Origin of the sequence: Cellvibrio sp. PSBB006, from assembly GCF_002162135.1 — a bacterium.
In the GTDB taxonomy this organism is placed as follows: Bacteria; Pseudomonadota; Gammaproteobacteria; order Pseudomonadales; family Cellvibrionaceae; genus Cellvibrio.
The window spans coordinates 1319000-1337400 of the sequence record NZ_CP021382.1 but is presented as its reverse complement, the minus strand read 5'-3'; the positions used below and the strand labels follow the sequence as shown (position 1 = coordinate 1337400).

The window sequence follows — 18401 nt, the reverse complement described above, 5'->3', positions numbered from 1 at the left end:
CACGAGCTGCAACGAACAAACCGGATCAGGAAAGAATTTTTTCGACCCGACATTGCAACTCTCCCTCAGCCAGGCGAGCGTTGATGCTGTCGCCCGGCGCAACTTGGCTGCTGTTGGTGATGACCTTGTGATGTGAATCCGTCGCGATGGCATAGCCCCGCTGCAAGGTGTTCAACGGGCTCACGGTTTGCAGCAGGCGCGCTGCTTCCGCCAGCCGTTGCTGCTGCGCCCGTAAATGGCGCTGCATATTTTTTACCAGGGTGGCGTGATGCTGCGACACTTGCTGGCTGAGCTGATTGATACGCAACCTGGGCTGTAAAGGTTTTTGGCGCAATACCAGCGTATTCAGGCGCGTATGGCAGCGCAGCAGCTGATGATCCACGGCGCGCACCAGACGTAACTCCAGTCCATCAAGTCGCTGGGCTTGCTGCTGAAGCCGTTCGCCGGGGTGGCGCAGGCGAGTGCGTAGCCATTCCAGCCGTTGTTTGAATGATTGCAGCTTACGTTCAATGGCTTCCTGCAAGAGGATTTCATAACCGGCAAAGGTTTCCAGCCAGTCTTCGGCATCGGGCACCAGTAATTCGGCCGCGGCGGAGGGTGTGGGCGCGCGCAGGTCAGCCACAAAATCCGCAATCGTAAAATCGACTTCGTGACCTACGGCGCTCACGATGGGCAGTTCACTGGCATGTATCGCGCGCGCGACGCTTTCTTCGTTAAAGGGCCACAGGTCTTCCAGCGAGCCGCCGCCACGAGCCAGGATAACCACATCAAACAGTCCGGCCCGGTTGGCCAAGTCAATGGCGCGCACAATCTGTGGCGCCGCTTCCTTGCCTTGAACCGCCACCGGTATCACCGTGACCGGAATGGCAGGAAAACGGCGGTTGAGCACACTGAGTACATCGCGAATGGCCGCGCCAGTAGGGGAAGTAATCACGGCAATGTGTTTCGGCAGTGACGGCAAAGGCTGTTTATAGGCATCATCGAACAGGCCTTCGTTGGCCAGCTTCAGCTTGAGTGCCTCAAATGCCCGCTGCAAGGCGCCGAAACCTGCTTCCTCCATATGCTCCACGATTAACTGGTAATCACCACGTCCTTCATACAGGCTGACTCGCGCCCGTATCAGGACCTGTTGCCCCTGGCGGGGGGCAAAACGAACCAGCATATTGCGGTTGCGGAACATGGCGCAACGAACCTGGGCCTGCTCATCCTTCAGGGTGAAGTACCAGTGGCCCGACGAGGGCTGGGACACGTTGGATAATTCGCCCTCTACCCACAAGAGGGGTAAATGAGTTTCCAGCAACTGTTTCGCCTTGCGATTCAGCTGGCTGACGGAGAGCACATCGCGGTCTGTGCCGCTGGTGAAGATATCAGAGGTAAGCATGGCGGCTATTCTAGGCGATGACCGTGGATAACTGCCACCATCCCGGTGGGCAGCTCAGATAAAAAATGACGCAATATCAGTGGTTTGATGCCGTGCTACCACACAACATCTGGTAGCCAGCGGTTTACCCTGTTCGTCTGAACAGCTATAATTTCGCGTTTATTTACTCTCTGAACAGAGGTTGGTTGGTATGTTGCGAATTGCTGAAGAAGCCCTCACGTTTGATGATGTTCTGCTGGTGCCCGGTTATTCCGACGTCACCCCGAAAGACGTGTCGCTCAAGACCCAGTTGACCCGTGGTATTCAGCTCAATATCCCATTGATTTCCGCCGCCATGGATACCGTAACCGAAGCCCGTCTGGCGATTGCCATCGCGCAGGAAGGGGGTATCGGTATCATTCACAAGAGTATGAGCATAGAACAGCAAGCGCTGGAAGTGCGTGCCGTCAAGAAATTTGAAGCAGGTGTTGTTAAAGACCCGATTACCATTGATTCCAAAGCGACTATCCGCGATTTGCATGCCCTGACCCGTAAGAACAATATCTCCGGTGTGCCCGTGCTGGATAACGGTGATTTGGTGGGCATTGTCACCGGTCGCGATGTGCGTTTTGAAAGCAATCTGGATGCGCAGGTTTCCAGCATCATGACGCCCAAGGCGCAACTGGTCACCGTTAAGGAAGGCGCTGGTGCTGATGAAGTCCGCAGCTTACTGCACAAGCATCGCATCGAAAAAGTACTGGTGGTAAATGAAAAATTCGAATTGCGCGGGCTGATCACCGTCAAGGATATCAACAAAGCCGAACGTTACCCCAATGCCTGTAAAGATCCGGAAGGACGTCTGCGTGTCGGTGCCAGTGTCGGCACAAGCCCCGACACCGATGAACGCGTTGCGGCGTTGGTTGAAGCGGGCGTGGATGTGTTGGTCGTGGACACCGCTCACGGTCATTCCAGGAATGTGCTGGATCGAGTGCGCAGCATCAAAAACAAATACCCCCAGGTGCAAGTTATCGGCGGTAATATTGCCACCGGCGCAGCAGCCAAGGCATTGGTAGAAGCAGGCGCTGACGCGGTCAAGGTAGGCATCGGTCCGGGTTCTATTTGTACAACACGCATTGTAAGTGGTGTGGGTGTGCCCCAGGTATCCGCTATCGCCAATGTGGTGGCTGCATTAAAAGGCACCGACGTGCCGGTTATTGCAGACGGTGGAATCCGCTATTCCGGTGATATTTCCAAAGCCATTGTGGCCGGCGCCCACGCTGTCATGATGGGTTCCATGTTTGCGGGTACCGAAGAAGCGCCCGGTGAAGTCGAACTGTTTCAGGGGCGGACTTACAAAGCTTATCGTGGCATGGGCTCTCTGGGCGCTATGGCAAAAACCCAGGGCTCCAGTGACCGCTACTTCCAGGATGCCAGTCAGGGCGCCGAGAAACTGGTACCGGAAGGTATCGAAGGCCGGGTTCCCTACAAAGGTTCATTGACCGTTATTGTGCATCAGATGATGGGTGGCCTGCGTTCTTCCATGGGCTATACCGGCTGCAAAAACATCGACGAGATGCGCACCAGACCCGAGTTCGTCCGGGTAACTGCAGCGGGCATGGGCGAAAGCCACGTACACGATGTGCAAATAACCAAAGAGGCACCGAATTATCCGGTCGGTGGCCACTAAACAACAGGATGACATTCGGGCGGCTTGGCCGCCCGAGTGATTTTTACCGCAACAGAATTGTTTTTGACTCTTTCATCAGTGGAACCTTCATGACTCAGGATATACACGCACAACGCATTCTTATTCTTGATTTCGGCTCACAATACACGCAGCTGATTGCTCGTCGCGTGCGTGAGATCGGTGTTTATTCAGAGATCCGCGCCTACGACATGAGCGAAGCCGAGATTCGTGAATTCAATCCACGCGGGATTATCCTGGCGGGTGGGCCCGAGTCAGTGACAGCGGACGAATCTCCGCGCGCGCCTGATATCGTTTTTTCATACGGCGTACCCGTATTAGGTATTTGCTACGGTATGCAGACCATGGCTGAACAGCTTGGTGGTTCAGTGGAATCATCCAACCTGCGCGAATTCGGTTATGCCCAGGTAAAAGTTCACGGTGATGCCATCTTGTTTAAAGACATCAAGGATCACGTTGATCACGATGGCAGCGCCTTGCTCGATGTGTGGATGAGCCACGGCGATAAAGTCAAAGAGTTACCGGCCGGTTTCAACGTCATGGCATCGACACCTTCGTGCCCGATTGCCGGTATGTATTCTGCCGAGAAAAATTTCTTCGGTGTGCAATTCCATCCTGAAGTCACGCACACCTTGCAAGGCAAGCGTATCTTCGAACATTTCATCTTTAATCTCTGTGCCTGTGAAGCATTGTGGACGCCGGCGAACATCGTTGAAGACGCCATCAAGCGCGTGCGCGAACAAGTCGGTAGTGACAAGGTACTCTTGGGGTTATCCGGAGGCGTAGACTCCTCAGTGGTTGCTGCTTTGCTGCACAAGGCCATCGGGAACCAACTGACCTGCGTCTTTGTCGACAATGGACTTTTGCGCAAAGATGAAGGCGATCAAGTCATGGATATGTTCGCCAAAAATATGGGCGTGCGTGTCATTCGCGCCGACGCCGAAGAATTATTTTTAGGCAAGTTGCAGGGCGTCAATGATCCTGAGAAGAAACGAAAGGTTATCGGCAACACATTTATTGAGGTGTTTGATACCGAAGCAACCAGGTTGCAGGATGTTAAATGGCTCGCGCAAGGCACAATTTACCCGGACGTTATTGAATCTGCTGCGGCCAAAACCGGCAAGGCTCATGTCATTAAGTCCCACCATAACGTGGGCGGCCTGCCTGACGATATGGCTTTTGAATTAGTAGAACCGCTACGTGAATTATTTAAAGACGAAGTGCGCGCAATTGGTCTCGAATTGGGATTGCCTTACGATATGGTGTATCGCCATCCATTTCCCGGACCGGGTTTGGGTGTGCGCATCCTTGGTGAAGTTAAAAAAGAATATGCCGATATTCTGCGTGAAGCAGACGCGATTTTTCTGGAAGAATTGCGCGCAGCAGATTGGTATCACAAAACCAGTCAGGCATTTGCGGTATTCTTGCCCGTAAAATCTGTGGGCGTTGTTGGAGACGGTCGGCGTTATGAATGGGTTGTGGCGCTGCGCGCGGTTGAGACAGTCGATTTTATGACGGCTCGCTGGGCTCATTTACCTTACGATTTGCTGGAAAAAGTGTCCAACCGGATCATCAATGAGATCTCCGGTATTTCACGGGTTACCTACGATGTATCGAGCAAACCGCCGGCAACGATTGAATGGGAATAACACAGGCCATTTCCGGAAATTTTATGCCTGAACACTTTGGTGCTCAATGTCTATTCTCTGTGAGGCAACACGGTTCTTTATGACAATATGTTCCGTCAAGCAGCTGGCTCGTTTGGTGTTGTTCTCTGCACTGTTTTGTTCTGCGTTGTCAACCGCGCAAACCGATCAAGACAATAATCTTGAGCCTGAGGTGGAACGCTCTGCTGCGGAAGATGAAGCTTCCGCATCATCCGCACCGTCGCAACCCTTGCCCAAAGCAGAAAGTATTAATCTCGGTGAGGTCATTCCCGAGCTGCAACCACCGAAGGTGGTTGCAGCGTCATCAGCGGAATCTTCATCATCAATGTCCGCCTCGTCAGCTTCGTTATCATCGTCAGCTGTTGCCGCGTCCTCTTCATCTTCATTACCCGCTGACTTAACGGAACAAACATCAGCATCGTCTGTTGCGGATGATACTGCTGCGGCGAATACCAGCTCTGTCACAAGTGAAACAACGCCTTCAACAGCTACCGAGGCTGTGCCCGATGCTGAGGTTGTACCCGAAGAAGAGCCCGTGATTTTGTCTAAATTTATCCTGGGCGTCGAAGTTCCCCCGAATACCTCCACACGTTTGGTGTGGATGCCGGAAGAGCAACTCAGCGGTTTTGCAGAGCAGACACCCGTGCTGATTGTTAACGGCGCAAATCCTGGAGAAACGCTTTGCCTGACGGCTGCTGTTCATGGTGATGAGCTTAATGGTATCGAAATGATTCGGCGCGTTATGTACAACCTTGAACCGGATAAATTATCGGGAACCGTGATAGGTGTACCGGTGGTCAACCTGATGGGGTTCCGTCGCAATTCCCGTTATCTACCCGATCGTCGCGACCTTAATCGTTATTTTCCCGGCAACACCAAAGGCAGTTCTGCTTCGCGCATTGCCCATTCATTTTTTTCCCAGGTTATCCGCCATTGCGACGCTCTTGTTGACATACATACCGGATCATTTCATCGCACTAACCTGACACAATTACGCGCGGATTTGTCCGATGAAAAAGTTGCGGCCCTGGCGCAGAATTTCGGCACCATCGCCGTGTTGAACAGTCGCGGCAATTACGGCTCCTTGCGCGCTGCAGCGGTAAGATTCGGCGTTCCTTCCGTAACGATGGAGGCTGGCGAACCTATGCGCATGCAGAGCGAAGTGGTATCTGAAGGCGTGAAAGCCATTCAGGTGATGATGACCAAAACCGGCATGTACGGCAAAGCGAGCAAGTGGTACAAGCCCGCGCCGGTTTACTACAAATCTACCTGGGTGCGCGCCAACCAGAGCGGCATTCTTTTCAGTCAGGCGCCGCTCGGAAAACGTGTAATGCCGGGAGAAGTTCTGGGTACGGTAACAGACCCTATTACCAACGCGCGTAGCGAAATTGTTTCACCTTATCGCGGGCGTATTCTCGGTATGGCGTTGGATCAGGTAGTGTTGCCCGGTTTTGCGGCCTACCACATCGGCATTCAAACGCCGGAAGCTATCCTCATTGAGGAAGGTCAAATGGAAGATGAAGACGGTGATGATGCCGAGGTAGAGCCGGTGGCTGAAGGCTTGCAGGAGAGTACTGCAACAAAACCTCAGGACAGTCTTGAGGATTAATGCTCAGCAATGACGAAAGCTGAAAGCAAGCGTTATTGCATACCCAGAATGGTTTTCCATTCTTTCGGGGTGACGGGTTGAATCGACAGTCGCCCCTGTCTCAGCAATACCATCTCGGCCAATTGCGGCTGTTGTTTGATCTCTGCCAGCAAGATGATGCGTGGAAATTTTTCCTGTAAACAAATGTCGACAGAAAACCAGCGCGGTGCATCCGGGCTGGCTTTGGGATCGTAGTAGTCACTCTCGGGATTAAATTGCGTCGGATCAGCATACGCAGTTTTCACAACGCGTGCTGTACCCACTACACCAATCTGTTTGCAGTGGCTGTGGTAAAGCAGAACCTCATCATCCAGGGCTACCTGGTCGCGCAAAAAATTGCGCGCCTGATAATTGCGAATTCCATCCCAGCGTCCGGTTTGCTTTTTTTCCGCTGCCAAATGCTCAATGCCATAAACGTCAGGTTCTGCTTTAAACAACCAATATTGTTTCATGGTTGCTCTTCCTGTGAGGCGGGCTGGTCCGGTGAGGGGGGCAGGTCATTCCACACGCTTAAACGTTCGGCAATAGCATCGCTGACCAGGGTCAAGCCAATACGCCGCTTTTCTATATCTACGTCTGCTACCATGACAGAAACTGGCTGATCTAGGCGATAGGTTTTATCGCCGGCTGTGAGACAAAAGCGGCGAGCATCCAATGACGTTTTTATGTTGTTGTCTTTATCCGCCAGGATAACAAACCCTTCAACGCCCAAATCTTCCAGACGAACACCGACACCCACCGAGTTGACCTGGGTGATAGTGCCGCTATGGACGCTACCGATATGCTGCGTCATAAATTGGCAAATTAACCATAGCTCGATTTGACGACAAGCCTGCCTGCCTTTGGATAATTGTTCCTGCAATTGTTCTGTTAACTTGTCATCAAGGTTAAGCGGAGGTTGGTTACTCAGAATACGTTTGATGGCGAAATGATTGAACAGATCATTGTAGCGGCGGATTGGTGATGTCACGGTGGCGTAAGCGGGAAAGCCCAAACCGAAATGTCCCACGGGATCGAAAGAAAGTGCGCCAGCTTGTAATAACCGTTGCAGTATCGCCAATAGGGGGGCGTTTTTATCCTGATGTTCAGGGTTGAGGCGCAGGTCTTTGAACAATCGCTGAAAATTTTCCAGGCGGGTTAAATCGCCTGGCTCGAAGTCTGGCCTATCCTCTTTGATCAAGCTCAGCGCATCCTCCAGACGCTCGGCGCGGAAGCCGACGTGGCTGGAAAAAATGCCGTAACCCGGATGTTGTAAAAATAATTCCCCCGCGCAGATATTGGTCGCCAGCATGGCTTCCTCTACAACACGGTGTGCAATGTTGCGATCCCTTTTTTCAACACGCTCAATTTTTTTCTGTTCGTTGAGGATATAAAAATAATCGGCTCGCTCTTCCATGACCAACGCGTGTTCTGCACGGTATTGAATGCGCGCCAGGGCAAATTTATGCAACTCCTGCAACATGTGCTGCGTATCCGCAGGTATGTCGGTTGAAGATTCCACTGCATCTGCGGGCGCGAGTAATTCGTAAACACTTTGATAGCTGAGCTTATTCCGCGAACAAATAACAGCTTCAATAAATTCATAACGGGTAATCGAACCCTGACTATTAACCTGCATGCGACAAACCAGGGTGGGCCGCTCTTTTTCCGGCACCAGTGAATAGGTGTCATGAGAAAGTTCGGTGGGCAGCATGGTAATCGTTTGACCGAGCAGGTACACCGTGCTGGCGCGCTCGCGGGCAGCTTTTTCCAGGGGGCTGTCAGGCGTTATGTGACGCGTGGGATCGGCGATTGCGGTGTACACGATCCAGCCATCATTTTTGGGCTCGATATACACCGCATCATCCATATCCCGCGTGGTTTCTGAATCAATGGTCACGAAGGGCAGATGTGTCAGGTCTTGCTGTTGCGGCTCGCGGGTAAACGGTGCCCAATTGATGGAAGTAGCCTGGCTTTGTGCTTCACTGGTCCATTGCTCGGGTAATTGATATTTGGCGAGAATGTAGCGACTTTCTATGCCTGGCTCTTCCGGTCTGCCAATGCGCTGGATAACACGAACTTGCGCTTTACCTTCATTGTTAAATGGATGCTTGATGACCGCGCATTGAATCAAATCACCTTCGATGCATTTGTTTCGTTCCTGGGGGGGAATAAATAACCAGCGATTAAACTGGGGTAAATCCGGCTCAACAAAATGGCCGTTTCCCTTGCAAACGTATCGACCCACAAACTCGCGCAACGAACTGCTGATAAGTTTTTCCAGACGCGCATCCAACTGATTTTTATCGTTGGTTTTAAGCTCGACTTCAACGCGATCATCCGGTAAGACACGCTGCATTTGTTCGGGATCAAGGAATGCTTCCCGTCCGTCATCCAGTTTGACAAACCCGAAGCGCTTGGGTGTGGCACGTACAACACCTTGATAAACCTGGCGCTGTTCACGGATGGTATTTTTTAGCTGGGAAAGCTGTTGCAGGGCATCTTTATTGAGCATGGAACCATTACTAATGAAGGGAAAAGAAGCGCTGATGATAACAGGATTTGACGCGATTGCCATGAACAGGTCGCCGCCCATGCCGACTTTGAGAATGTGGCCGGTAACGGTGATTCCCGGGTGCATATTTTTTGCACATCGAGGCAACGAACCTGATTGTGGCTTTGCCGGTCACAGTAGAGTTACCTTTGATGTTAATGTGGATTACAACGCATGTTATGGAGATGAGATTATGTTATCCCTCGCTAATCCGGTTTTGCTACAGCACCAGCTTTTTATCAATGGACACTGGTGTGATGCGGACGATGGCCGCACGCTCACCGTAAAGAATCCGGTCGATGATTCCTCGTTGCTGGATGTTGCAAATGCCGGGGTTGCTGAAACCCGACGCGCAATTGATGCGTCCGCGGCAGCATTTCCCGAATGGCAGGCCAAGACCGGCAAAGAGCGCAGCCAGTTGATGCGCCGCTGGTTTGATCTAGTTATGGAAAATCAGGATGAACTGGCTCTTTTGCTGACCTCTGAACAGGGTAAACCGCTCGCAGAAGCGCGTGGCGAGATTGCCTACGGAGCCAGTTATATTGAATGGTTTGCTGAAGAGGCCAAACGGCTGAATGGCGATGTGATTATGTCCCCATCGATAGACAAACGTATGTTTGCGATCAAGCAAGCTGTGGGGGTCGTCGCGGCTATTACGCCATGGAATTTCCCCAATGCCATGCTTGCGCGAAAACTGGCGCCGGCCTTGGCGGCAGGTTGCACCGTTGTTGCCAAACCGGCGTCGCAAACACCGTTGTCAGCGCTGGCACTGGCTGCGTTGGCGAGCGAGGCGGGTATACCTGCCGGAGTGATTAATATCCTGGTCGGAGACGATGCAAAAGCCATTGGCCATGAATTGAGCACCAATGACAAGGTGCGCAAAATCACGTTCACCGGTTCTACCCAGGTCGGTCGAACCTTGATGGAACAAGCCGCCTCGACGGTAAAGAAAGTGACCATGGAACTGGGTGGTAACGCACCCTTTATCGTGTTTGAAGATGCGGATCTCGATGAGGCTGTAAAGGGCGCAATTGCTTCGAAATTTCGCAACGCTGGTCAAACCTGCGTCTGCGCAAATCGTTTTTATGTTCACGCTGACGTCTACAACAAATTTTCGGAAAAATTAATGGCAGCGGTAAAACAATTGAAGGTGGGTAATGGCGTAGATGATGGTGTTGATATCGGCCCACTGATTTCGCCGGCAGCGGTTGAAAAGGTTGAGGAATTGTTGGCGGATGCTGTTGAGCGCGGAGCAAAAATTTTATTGGGGGGGCAACGCTTGTCCGCTGAATCACAGTTTTTTCTGCCCACCGTATTGACGGAAGTTGCACCGGATTCTCGTTTATGTCGCGAGGAAATTTTTGGTCCTGTGGCTCCCCTGATTGCATTTCAATCGGAGAAGGAGGTTATTACATTAGCCAACAACACAGAATTTGGTTTGGCTGCTTATTTTTATACTCGCGATCCCGCGCGTATCTGGCGGGTTGCTGAGCAACTGGAGACGGGAATGGTTGGCATAAACGAGGGTATCATTTCCAGTGAAGTGGCGCCCTTTGGTGGCGTCAAACAATCCGGTATGGGACGGGAAGGATCTCAACAGGGGATCGAGGATTACCTCAATATCAAATATCTATGTCAGGGGTTCTATGATACTTAAATGAACGTCCATTCAGAAAATTGATATTTATTCTCAATGGAGCACTTGGTTAAAAAAAATTCTGATTAACATCATCGTTGTTATGGTGAAAAACTTTTAAATCATGGGCTTTTTCTGCTTTTTGGAATAATTTTTTATGCACTTTTAACCGCTATACATTAGGTGTACTACACTCTAGATGTTAATGGCGCTTAAATTGTGTTCGTCTGTGGTATACCCATAACAAAAATTATTCTATAAAGGTGATTTAGATGACAGCCTGGTATCAGAACATCAGCTTCCGTTGGAAGTTGGGTATTCCGTTAATGTTGCTCGTCCTGTTATTTCTCTACATGGGCATTTTTTCTGTCAGGTCCAGCAATACATTGGCAGATAACGCAGAGACGCTTGCCAAGATCAACCTGCCGGAGATCCAATTGTTGATGCAAGCGGATCGGGATTTATACCAGGCGCTCACCGCGGAACGAGCGTTATTTGTCGGGCGGCTTTCGGCACAGGAGCGACAGGTGCTGCTTGTGGAGCATGCTGAAAATATTCAGCAAACCCATGATCGTATCCTGGAGTCCTTTGCGTTATCCAACACCTCTACCGATCAGGAAAAGCGCGAATTTTTACAGTATCTGGAAGCCTGGAAACGTATCACAGATGACATCGTCAGCCGCGCTGATACTGATGATCCAATGGAGCGAGAGGCACAACTTGAACGTTCCTTCGGCGAAGGTTTTGAGGCTTATTCGACGCTGCGCAATTTTATTGATGTGGTCGGCGAGCGCCGCTTGAAACACGTCGATAATTTCACAATTGAGATCGACGAAGAACGTGATTTTATTGCTTCTAAGTTGATGCTTCTGGTTGTTATAGGCACATTGGTAGCCTTGGCCGCCGCCTGGTTTTTACCCCTTGTTGTCACCGTGCCTTTGCGCATGATCAGTGATCGTATCCAGAATATTGCACAAGGTGATGGCGACCTGACCATCCGCATCAATATTGACCGTGAAGATGAGCTGGGTCAGCTGGCAGGTCATGTCAATCGCTTTATGGAAAAGCTGCAAAGCCTGATTACCGATATACGCCACAACACTGACGATGTATCCGGTTCCGCTGAAACCTTGCTGGAAGTTTCCAGCAGCAGTCAAAAAGCAGCGGATGAACAATGTCACGCGATTACGATGGTTGTTGCCGCCGTGAATGAGTTGACGGTTGCCATTCAGGAGGTCGCACGCAACACCGGGAATACCGCGCAGAATGCAAAAAATGCTAACCAGATTACCGATCAGGGGCAGGAGCGTATTCATCTCGCTGTGGAACGGGTGCAGGGACTTTCAAGCAGGATCAGCCAGACTGCCGATATCATGGTGCGTCTGGAGGGCGAAGCAAAAAATGTTACCTCCGTGATTGATGTAATTCGCGGTATTGCGGAGCAAACTAATTTGCTTGCGCTTAACGCCGCCATTGAGGCAGCGCGCGCCGGAGAACAGGGCAGGGGTTTTGCCGTGGTGGCGGATGAAGTGCGAACACTGGCCAGCCGCACGCAAAAGTCCACAGAAGATATCCAGGGCATGTTGAGCCAATTGCAGAGTGGTGTGCAGCGTGCGGTAGAGGCGATGAATGCCAGTACGGCGATGACCAACGAGGCCGTGGGGTCTGCCAGCGAGGCTGGGGAATCTCTGGCTGGTATCGGTTCCGCGGTGCAGAATATTACCAATATGGCAATTCAGATTGCGACGGCAGCAGAAGAACAAAGCACAGTAACAGCAGAGATTGATAAAAATCTGGTGGAGATTAACCAACTTGCCATGACCACATCGGAAGATGCCACCAAGACGGCCAACGCCAGTCAGCGGCTTAATCAGTTGTCTTCCAGTTTGCGGCAGTTGCTGGGGAATTTCCGTGTTTAGCGAATGCGGGTTAATGATCAGGAGTTACGGTGAACGTCTTCAGTACGAATTTGATTTTGATTGGCATGCCGGGCGCGGGCAAAAGCACCATTGGACTTTTGCTGGCCAAAGAGTTAGCCAAAAATTTTATCGATACCGATATTTTGATTCAGTTGCGCGAAGAAAAGACGTTGCAGGATATTTTGCACCAACATGGCTATCAGCACTTGCGTGATATCGAAGAAGAAATTCTCTTGTCGGTGAAGTGCTCCAACCACATCATCGCTACGGGTGGCAGTGCCGTCTACAGCGAGGCGGGGATGAAACACCTTAATAGCTTTGGTCCGGTGATTTTCCTGGATGTACCGCTGGACATACTGCAACAGCGCATCCACAATTTTGATACTCGCGGTATTGCGCGGCGACCTGGTCAAAGCTTTCTTGAGCTGTTTGAAGAGCGCCGCGCGTTGTATCAACAGTTTGCGAACATAACGATTTCCTGTGGAGACAAAACGCAGGGTCAAATCCTGCAAGAAATTATCTACGAAGAGGCCGAAGCCTTTGCCGAGATGGATGCGTGAAATATTCAACTGAAACGGGAGTATCAAACTCCCGGAAACTTACTTAACTTCACTTTTCTTGTTTTCCTTTCCCTCTACCACATCTGTTTTCTCCCTTCGCTTTGATTTATCCTCCTTTACGCTTTACATCGCTGTTTATTAAAACTTCCAATAAGGGGTAAAACCTGTGACAAGAAAATATTCCAGGGCAATGGTTATTGCAGTAGCGTCGGTCATGGCTACGGCATGTGAAACGGCAAAAATTGAACCGTCATCGGTATCCCCGCACACGGCTTTATATGTGGCTCGGGATTACGTGGGGGATGGTGTCTTTACGCAAGGCATTGAAGGCCCGGCAATTGGGCCGGATGGTCATCTATACGCGGTAAATTTTGCGCGAGAGGGCACTATTGGTCGCGTGACGGTGAATGATGATGGATCAGGACAGGCGGAACTGTTTGTTGAGCTGCCGAAGGGTAGCACTGGTAATGGTATACGCTTTGACCGATCCGGCAATATGTATGTTGCTGACTATGTTGGCCACAATGTGTTGCGAATCGATATGAACACGCGTGCAGTTTCTGTGTTTGCCCACAATGCTGCGATGAATCAGCCTAATGACATTGCCATTAGCGCAACAGGTAGGCTGTATGCCAGCGACCCTAAATGGGCAGATAATTCCGGTCAACTCTGGCGCATTGATCAGGATGGCACGACCAGCTTGTTGGAGGCCAATATGGGCACCACCAACGGTGTTGAAGTCAGTACCGATGAAAAGCATCTTTACGTTAATGAAAGTGTTCAACGCAAAGTGTGGGTTTACGATCTCCTGCCTGACGGAGGCGTGACCAATAAACGACTGTTGATTGAATTTGCTGATCACGGACTGGATGGAATGCGCTGCGACAGTGAGGGCAATTTGTATATTGCGCGTTATGGTGCGGGTGTTGTAGCGGTAGTCTCGCCGACAGGAAAGTTATTACGGGAGATTCAGCTGAAAGGTCAGAAACCTACCAATGTGGCATTTGGTGGTGAGGATGGCAAAACCCTGTATGTCACATTGCAGGAGCGCGGGGCTATTGAAACTTTCCGTGTTGAGAATCCAGGTCGCGCATATCAATTGCGATAATAAACGGATGGGATCAGGGCACAGGTGTGCCCTGATTTTTAAGCGATTGTCATCCTATTTCTACAGTGGCAGTTGCGTTGAATACTTTACCTGCCGCAATGCAAACGTCGAATGAATGGAGCCGACATGGGGTAAATGCAGCAAGGTTTTCTTCAGCAAGCTCTCATAATGCCCAACGCTTTCAACCACAATTTGCAGAAGATAATCCTGATCGCCGCTGGTAGCGTGGCATTCAGTGATTTCGGTTACCGGCATAAGACCCGCCTCAAATGCTGCAAACGCAGATTCCGTTCGATCCTTGAGTGTGACCTGGGCATGCACGGTCACATTCAAATCCAGCATGCTTGCATCAAGCAAGGTGACCTTTCCGCGAATGACGCCTTCTGACTCCAATCGCTTCAGTCGTCGCCAACAGGGCGTATGGGAAAGACCAATCAGGTTGCCCAGATCGGCCATGGAGTAATCCGCGTTCTCTTGAAGAGCACGAAGGATCTTACGGTCAAATTCATCAAGTTCCACAGAGTTTTTCATTTAGTATTATCCTATTATTTGTGGATTATGTAGTTCTCTCACCTAAAATTCTTGGGGTATTAGTTAAAACATCATTATTGTAGGACCAAGTGCTAGCGATGATCAATTGCTATAGCACTATCATTTGCTCGGTGATAAAAAAACGCGGTACGGTACCGGGATTTTCAGTGCCGGGATAAGCAAATCATGGAATGGGAAATAAAAGGGATAGGTAAATGAAGAGGTAAAGAGCAGGTTCAGCCTGCCCCTCAAGACAGGCTGCAGAATATCGGCCCCGATAATCGAGTGCCTGCTGAATCGGATCAGGAAACTTCCTGAATCCTCGTCATGTGTTTATGGGTGAGTTCCAGGAATTTAGGTGTTGGCCCCAAATCTTCATATATAGGATCTCCCATTTCATCTTCACTGATGACGCGCGAACCCTTTACATAGGGCATGGCACCTTCCAGGTCACTGAGTGCTGCGGATAAAAGATCAGTAATCAATTGTTCAAGTGTGCGTTTGGGGTACATCTCGCTCAGCGCTGCCAGTTTGGCTGCATCTTCAACCGGGAGGCGCACCGTATAGGTATTAGGTGTTAGTTTGCCGCTTGCTGTTTGATTCCATTGATGAACCAGTCCGCTGACTTTCATAAATAACAACCTCATGTATGGTGAAACTGCAAAAGCATCTCGCTGATTGATGCTTCTTATAAGTTATAGCTCAAACTTGCCCGTTTTACTGTTGGACAGCGCTCGTTGTCCAGATGCCGGTCAAAATAACAAAATCTATTTAAATCAAAGGTTTAACTTCAGAGTGAGACCGAAGTCACAGGGCATATTGTGATTGCCCGGCCGGGCGTGTATCGTAACGCCTTTTTTGTTTGCCCCTTTTTGCAGTTGTTTGCCGACGAACCGGCCGACAGTCGAGCGACGGGCATGACCATAATACTAAGGAGCAATCCGTAATGAGAATCATACTTTTGGGTGCGCCGGGCGCGGGTAAGGGGACACAAGCGAAGCTGATCATGGAGAAGTTCGGCATCCCGCAAATCTCTACCGGAGATATGTTGCGTGCTGCGGTAAAAGCTGGCACATCACTCGGATTACAAGCGAAAGATATTATGGCAGCAGGCGGACTGGTTTCCGATGATCTGATTATTGCGCTGGTAAAAGAACGCATCAGCTCCAGTGATTGTGCCAATGGGTTTTTATTTGATGGTTTCCCCCGCACGATACCCCAGGCAGAAGCACTGCTGGATGCAGGTGTGAATATTGATTACGTCATTGAAATTGATGTGCCCGATGAAGAAATTGTAGAGCGACTCAGCGGTCGCCGCGTTCATGAAGCTTCGGGCCGTGTTTATCATGTGATTCACAATGCCCCCAAACGTGAAGGCCTGGATGATGTAACTGGCGAGCCCTTGGTGCAGCGCCCGGATGATCAGGAAGATACCGTGCGTAAACGTTTGCAGGTTTATCACCAACAAACCAAACCTCTGGTGGGCTTTTATCAAAGCCTGGCTGATGAAGGGAATACTAGCGCGCCGAAATATACGCGTATTTCCGGTGTGGGCAGTGTAGATTCAATAAGAGAACAATTATTTTCTGTATTAATTCCCTGATTTTTCATTTTCTGCTTAACAACAGGCTCCTGCGGGAGCCTGTTTTGTTTCTGCCTTCCGTAATATTCTCATGTTGAGAGAGCCCGCAAGTAAAATTTGTCGCATTTTTGCTGCATAGCAAATGAAGATCGCTACTTTGTAAGCGAGCACCAATATTTCGTAGAGTGAATGCCTTAAAGATTTTCTTTCTCTTGGAAAATTTTTCTGTTGCGTTAATTTTTTTCATTTTTTTATGTGAATTAGGTAATAAAATCAGGTAAAAACTAAAAAAGATCAAAATATATGCTATCGTTCATGTTGCTAGTGCTGTAAAAACAACTTTTTACAAACTTGGAGAGATCAACATGGCGAGAAGAGTCATTAAAAAATCTGTGTCGAAATCAGCAAGAAAAACCACTTCCGCAAAATCCACCCCTAAGCGCACCGCTCCAAAAGCAGTTGATCCAGCGGTAATGAAAGCCCAAACCCTGGTTACAAGCTTGCAAAAAGATGTTCAAGCTCAAGCAAAAGCAGTTGCTGCAGCAAGAAAGGCTTCCGTCACCGCGAAAAACAAAGCCAAAAAATCTGGCACAGCTGCTGATAAACGATCCGCAAAATCTGCTGCAGCGGCATTGGCCAAATTATCTGGCTCAACAAAAGTGACACGCGCAAAATTGGCAGATGCCCGTAGTACATTGGCAAAAACCAAGACATTGAGTGCCGCGAAAGCAGTAGAAGAGGCTGCAAAAGCCAAAATAGCCGCAATGCAAGACAAATTAGCCGCCAAAGCTGATGCAGATCTGGCGAAAGCGGTAAAAGCGTTTGAGGCAAAATGGAAAAAAGCGCGCGCTGCGGCCAATGCGAAAAAAGTGAGAGCGGCTAATAAGAAGCTAGCTGCCCGCACTAAAGCTGCTGCTAAAAAGGCAAAAGCCAAGGTCGCCAAAGTGGAACGCAAGATGGCGGTAAAAACCAAGGCAGCTACAGCGCCCAAGCGGACCACGAGGAAAAAAGCTGCAGCCCGTAAACCGGCTGTTAAAAAGACTACAGTTAGAAAGACCGCGGCAAAGAAAACGCCAGTAAAAAAAGCGCCGGCGAGAAAACCAGCCGCAAAAAAAGCGGGGCGGGCGAGAAAAGCAGGTCGGCCGGCCAAAGCCAAATAGCTTTTTTATAATGTAGCTTTTTATGACGTAGTTTTGCCGAAGTAGTGATTAACGAAGTAACTTTTCGTGCTTACGGTTCTGATCATGTTCAGACCCTGAAATATTGGGTCATCTGCCCGCAAAAATCCTCTGTAGCTTGGCTGCAGGGGATTTTTTCTGCCTGTATAAACTTCATGGGACAAAAATCTGGCAAAATAACGGCCCTTGCTCATGAGTTGGCGATGCTGTTCTATGAAGAAAATTCTTGCTCTTGATTCATCATCGGATGCTTGTTCAGTTGCACTGATATGTGATGGTGTTGTGACCGGGCTGTTTGAAATGGCAGCCAAAAGTCACACCCAGCGCCTCTTGCCCATGGTCGATGAAGTCCTGCATCAAGCCGGTTGCGATAAGCGTGAATTGGATGCGATAGCCTTCGGACGTGGCCCGGGATCTTTTACCGGACTGCGTATATGTCTCGGTGTTGTGCAGGGATTGGCGTTTGGTTTGCAAGTACCGGTTATCCCCGTATCGACACTGGCCGCTATGGCTGCCGGATACTATCGTGCTGTGGCGGGTGACGCTAAGACGCACCAGAATCCTGTATTGGTCGCACTTGATGCACGCATGAACGAAGTCTATTGGGGATTGTTTCAGTTTAATCCGCATAGCCGTTTACCGACCGCGCTTACCGCCGAATTCGTGATGCCTCCAGCCAATGTTTTACGTCAGGATCAAGTCAAGCTTTCTTGCCATCAAATGACTGGTTTGGGGCCTGGCTGGCATTATGAGGATTTGCAACAACTCTCACCCCTTGTGCTTGACATGTCGGCCTATCCCGATGCAGCAGATATGGCGCTGATGGCTGATGAGCTGTTAGCGCGTGGCGAATCTGTATCTGCCATGGACGCGCAACCGGTCTATCTGCGTGATGAAGTATCCTGGCAAAAGCGGCAACGAATTCGTACCGAATAACTACCACGGCGATCAGACGAAAAAGTAGGTGTAGTGAT

At 50.1% G+C, this 18401-nt stretch carries 15 protein-coding genes; 10 read left to right on the top strand and 5 right to left on the bottom strand.

Annotated features, from left to right (window positions below; all coding sequences use genetic code 11):
- Positions 1-25: 25 nt before the first annotated feature.
- Complete coding sequence (xseA, locus tag CBR65_RS05510) at positions 26-1381, bottom strand: exodeoxyribonuclease VII large subunit (protein ID WP_087465928.1); 1356 nt, start codon at positions 1379-1381, stop codon at positions 26-28.
- A 190-nt stretch (positions 1382-1571) separates the two neighbouring features.
- Between xseA and guaB the strand changes: the two genes are divergently transcribed.
- The 3 genes from guaB to CBR65_RS05495 all read left to right on the top strand — a co-directional run bounded on the left by guaB (position 1572) and on the right by CBR65_RS05495 (position 6341).
- Positions 1572-3047: an IMP dehydrogenase gene (gene guaB, locus CBR65_RS05505; RefSeq protein ID WP_087465927.1), complete on the top strand. Its 1476-nt coding sequence runs from the start codon at positions 1572-1574 to the stop codon at positions 3045-3047.
- A gap of 89 nt (positions 3048-3136) precedes the next feature.
- On the top strand, positions 3137-4714 hold the full coding sequence (gene guaA, locus CBR65_RS05500) for a glutamine-hydrolyzing GMP synthase (protein WP_087465926.1): 1578 nt from the start codon (positions 3137-3139) through the stop codon (positions 4712-4714).
- A 79-nt stretch (positions 4715-4793) separates the two neighbouring features.
- Complete coding sequence (locus CBR65_RS05495; protein ID WP_232461363.1) at positions 4794-6341, top strand: succinylglutamate desuccinylase/aspartoacylase family protein; 1548 nt, start codon at positions 4794-4796, stop codon at positions 6339-6341.
- A 32-nt stretch (positions 6342-6373) separates the two neighbouring features.
- On the opposite strand, the gene CBR65_RS05490 is transcribed toward CBR65_RS05495, so the two are convergent.
- Positions 6374-6832 carry an EVE domain-containing protein gene (locus CBR65_RS05490; RefSeq protein WP_087465924.1) on the bottom strand — a complete coding sequence of 153 codons (459 nt, stop codon included), beginning with the start codon at positions 6830-6832 and terminating at the stop codon, positions 6374-6376.
- Positions 6829-9000 (bottom strand): VacB/RNase II family 3'-5' exoribonuclease, encoded by a 2172-nt coding sequence (locus CBR65_RS05485; protein ID WP_232461362.1) that lies wholly within the window; start codon positions 8998-9000, stop codon positions 6829-6831. The genes CBR65_RS05490 and CBR65_RS05485 overlap by 4 nt, the downstream gene beginning before the upstream one ends.
- Positions 9001-9106: 106 nt before the next feature.
- Here CBR65_RS05485 and CBR65_RS05480 point away from each other — a divergent pair, with 106 nt between their 5' ends.
- The 4 genes from CBR65_RS05480 (at position 9107) to CBR65_RS05465 (ending at position 14136) form a co-directional block, all read left to right on the top strand.
- The gene (locus tag CBR65_RS05480; RefSeq protein ID WP_087465923.1) at positions 9107-10570 is read left to right on the top strand and encodes an NAD-dependent succinate-semialdehyde dehydrogenase; all 1464 of its coding nucleotides are present in this window, start codon (positions 9107-9109) and stop codon (positions 10568-10570) included.
- Positions 10571-10821: 251 nt separating this feature from the next.
- A complete protein-coding gene (locus tag CBR65_RS05475) occupies positions 10822-12468 on the top strand; it encodes a methyl-accepting chemotaxis protein (RefSeq protein ID WP_087465922.1) in 1647 nt (548 codons plus the stop codon).
- 65 nt (positions 12469-12533) lie between these two features.
- Entirely contained in the window at positions 12534-13028 is a 495-nt protein-coding gene (locus tag CBR65_RS05470; protein WP_087468935.1) for a shikimate kinase, read from the top strand.
- Positions 13029-13194: 166 nt separating this feature from the next.
- The gene (locus CBR65_RS05465) at positions 13195-14136 is read left to right on the top strand and encodes an SMP-30/gluconolactonase/LRE family protein (RefSeq protein ID WP_232461360.1); all 942 of its coding nucleotides are present in this window, start codon (positions 13195-13197) and stop codon (positions 14134-14136) included.
- A gap of 60 nt (positions 14137-14196) precedes the next feature.
- Here the strand turns inward: CBR65_RS05465 and CBR65_RS05460 are convergent, their stop codons facing one another.
- Together CBR65_RS05460 and CBR65_RS05455 are read right to left on the bottom strand one after the other, a co-directional pair.
- Positions 14197-14667, bottom strand: a complete 471-nt coding sequence (locus CBR65_RS05460; protein ID WP_087465921.1) for an Lrp/AsnC family transcriptional regulator — start codon at positions 14665-14667, stop codon at positions 14197-14199.
- Between the two features lie 302 nt (positions 14668-14969).
- The gene (locus CBR65_RS05455; protein WP_087465920.1) at positions 14970-15299 is read right to left on the bottom strand and encodes a type 1 pili tip component; all 330 of its coding nucleotides are present in this window, start codon (positions 15297-15299) and stop codon (positions 14970-14972) included.
- A gap of 314 nt (positions 15300-15613) precedes the next feature.
- Here CBR65_RS05455 and adk point away from each other — a divergent pair, with 314 nt between their 5' ends.
- The 3 genes from adk (at position 15614) to tsaB (ending at position 18363) form a co-directional block, all read left to right on the top strand.
- Positions 15614-16270 carry an adenylate kinase gene (adk, locus tag CBR65_RS05450; RefSeq protein WP_087465919.1) on the top strand — a complete coding sequence of 219 codons (657 nt, stop codon included), beginning with the start codon at positions 15614-15616 and terminating at the stop codon, positions 16268-16270.
- A gap of 344 nt (positions 16271-16614) precedes the next feature.
- A complete protein-coding gene (locus CBR65_RS05445; protein ID WP_087465918.1) occupies positions 16615-17409 on the top strand; it encodes a hypothetical protein in 795 nt (264 codons plus the stop codon).
- Positions 17410-17640: 231 nt separating this feature from the next.
- Positions 17641-18363 carry a tRNA (adenosine(37)-N6)-threonylcarbamoyltransferase complex dimerization subunit type 1 TsaB gene (gene tsaB / locus CBR65_RS05440; protein ID WP_087465917.1) on the top strand — a complete coding sequence of 241 codons (723 nt, stop codon included), beginning with the start codon at positions 17641-17643 and terminating at the stop codon, positions 18361-18363.
- Positions 18364-18401 lie beyond the last annotated feature (38 nt).

Coding starts and splice junctions, on each gene's coding strand:
- CBR65_RS05455 (WP_087465920.1), bottom strand. CDS start 15,299: ATGAAAGTCAGCGGACTGGTTCATCAATGGAATCAAACAGCAAGCGGC.
- CBR65_RS05470 (WP_087468935.1), top strand. CDS start 12,534: ATGCCGGGCGCGGGCAAAAGCACCATTGGACTTTTGCTGGCCAAAGAG.
- xseA (WP_087465928.1), bottom strand. CDS start 1,381: ATGCTTACCTCTGATATCTTCACCAGCGGCACAGACCGCGATGTGCTC.
- guaB (WP_087465927.1), top strand. CDS start 1,572: ATGTTGCGAATTGCTGAAGAAGCCCTCACGTTTGATGATGTTCTGCTG.
- CBR65_RS05490 (WP_087465924.1), bottom strand. CDS start 6,832: ATGAAACAATATTGGTTGTTTAAAGCAGAACCTGACGTTTATGGCATT.
- CBR65_RS05460 (WP_087465921.1), bottom strand. CDS start 14,667: ATGAAAAACTCTGTGGAACTTGATGAATTTGACCGTAAGATCCTTCGT.
- CBR65_RS05485 (WP_232461362.1), bottom strand. CDS start 9,000: ATGCACCCGGGAATCACCGTTACCGGCCACATTCTCAAAGTCGGCATG.
- tsaB (WP_087465917.1), top strand. CDS start 17,641: ATGAAGAAAATTCTTGCTCTTGATTCATCATCGGATGCTTGTTCAGTT.
- CBR65_RS05480 (WP_087465923.1), top strand. CDS start 9,107: ATGTTATCCCTCGCTAATCCGGTTTTGCTACAGCACCAGCTTTTTATC.
- adk (WP_087465919.1), top strand. CDS start 15,614: ATGAGAATCATACTTTTGGGTGCGCCGGGCGCGGGTAAGGGGACACAA.
- CBR65_RS05495 (WP_232461363.1), top strand. CDS start 4,794: ATGACAATATGTTCCGTCAAGCAGCTGGCTCGTTTGGTGTTGTTCTCT.
- CBR65_RS05475 (WP_087465922.1), top strand. CDS start 10,822: ATGACAGCCTGGTATCAGAACATCAGCTTCCGTTGGAAGTTGGGTATT.
- guaA (WP_087465926.1), top strand. CDS start 3,137: ATGACTCAGGATATACACGCACAACGCATTCTTATTCTTGATTTCGGC.
- CBR65_RS05445 (WP_087465918.1), top strand. CDS start 16,615: ATGGCGAGAAGAGTCATTAAAAAATCTGTGTCGAAATCAGCAAGAAAA.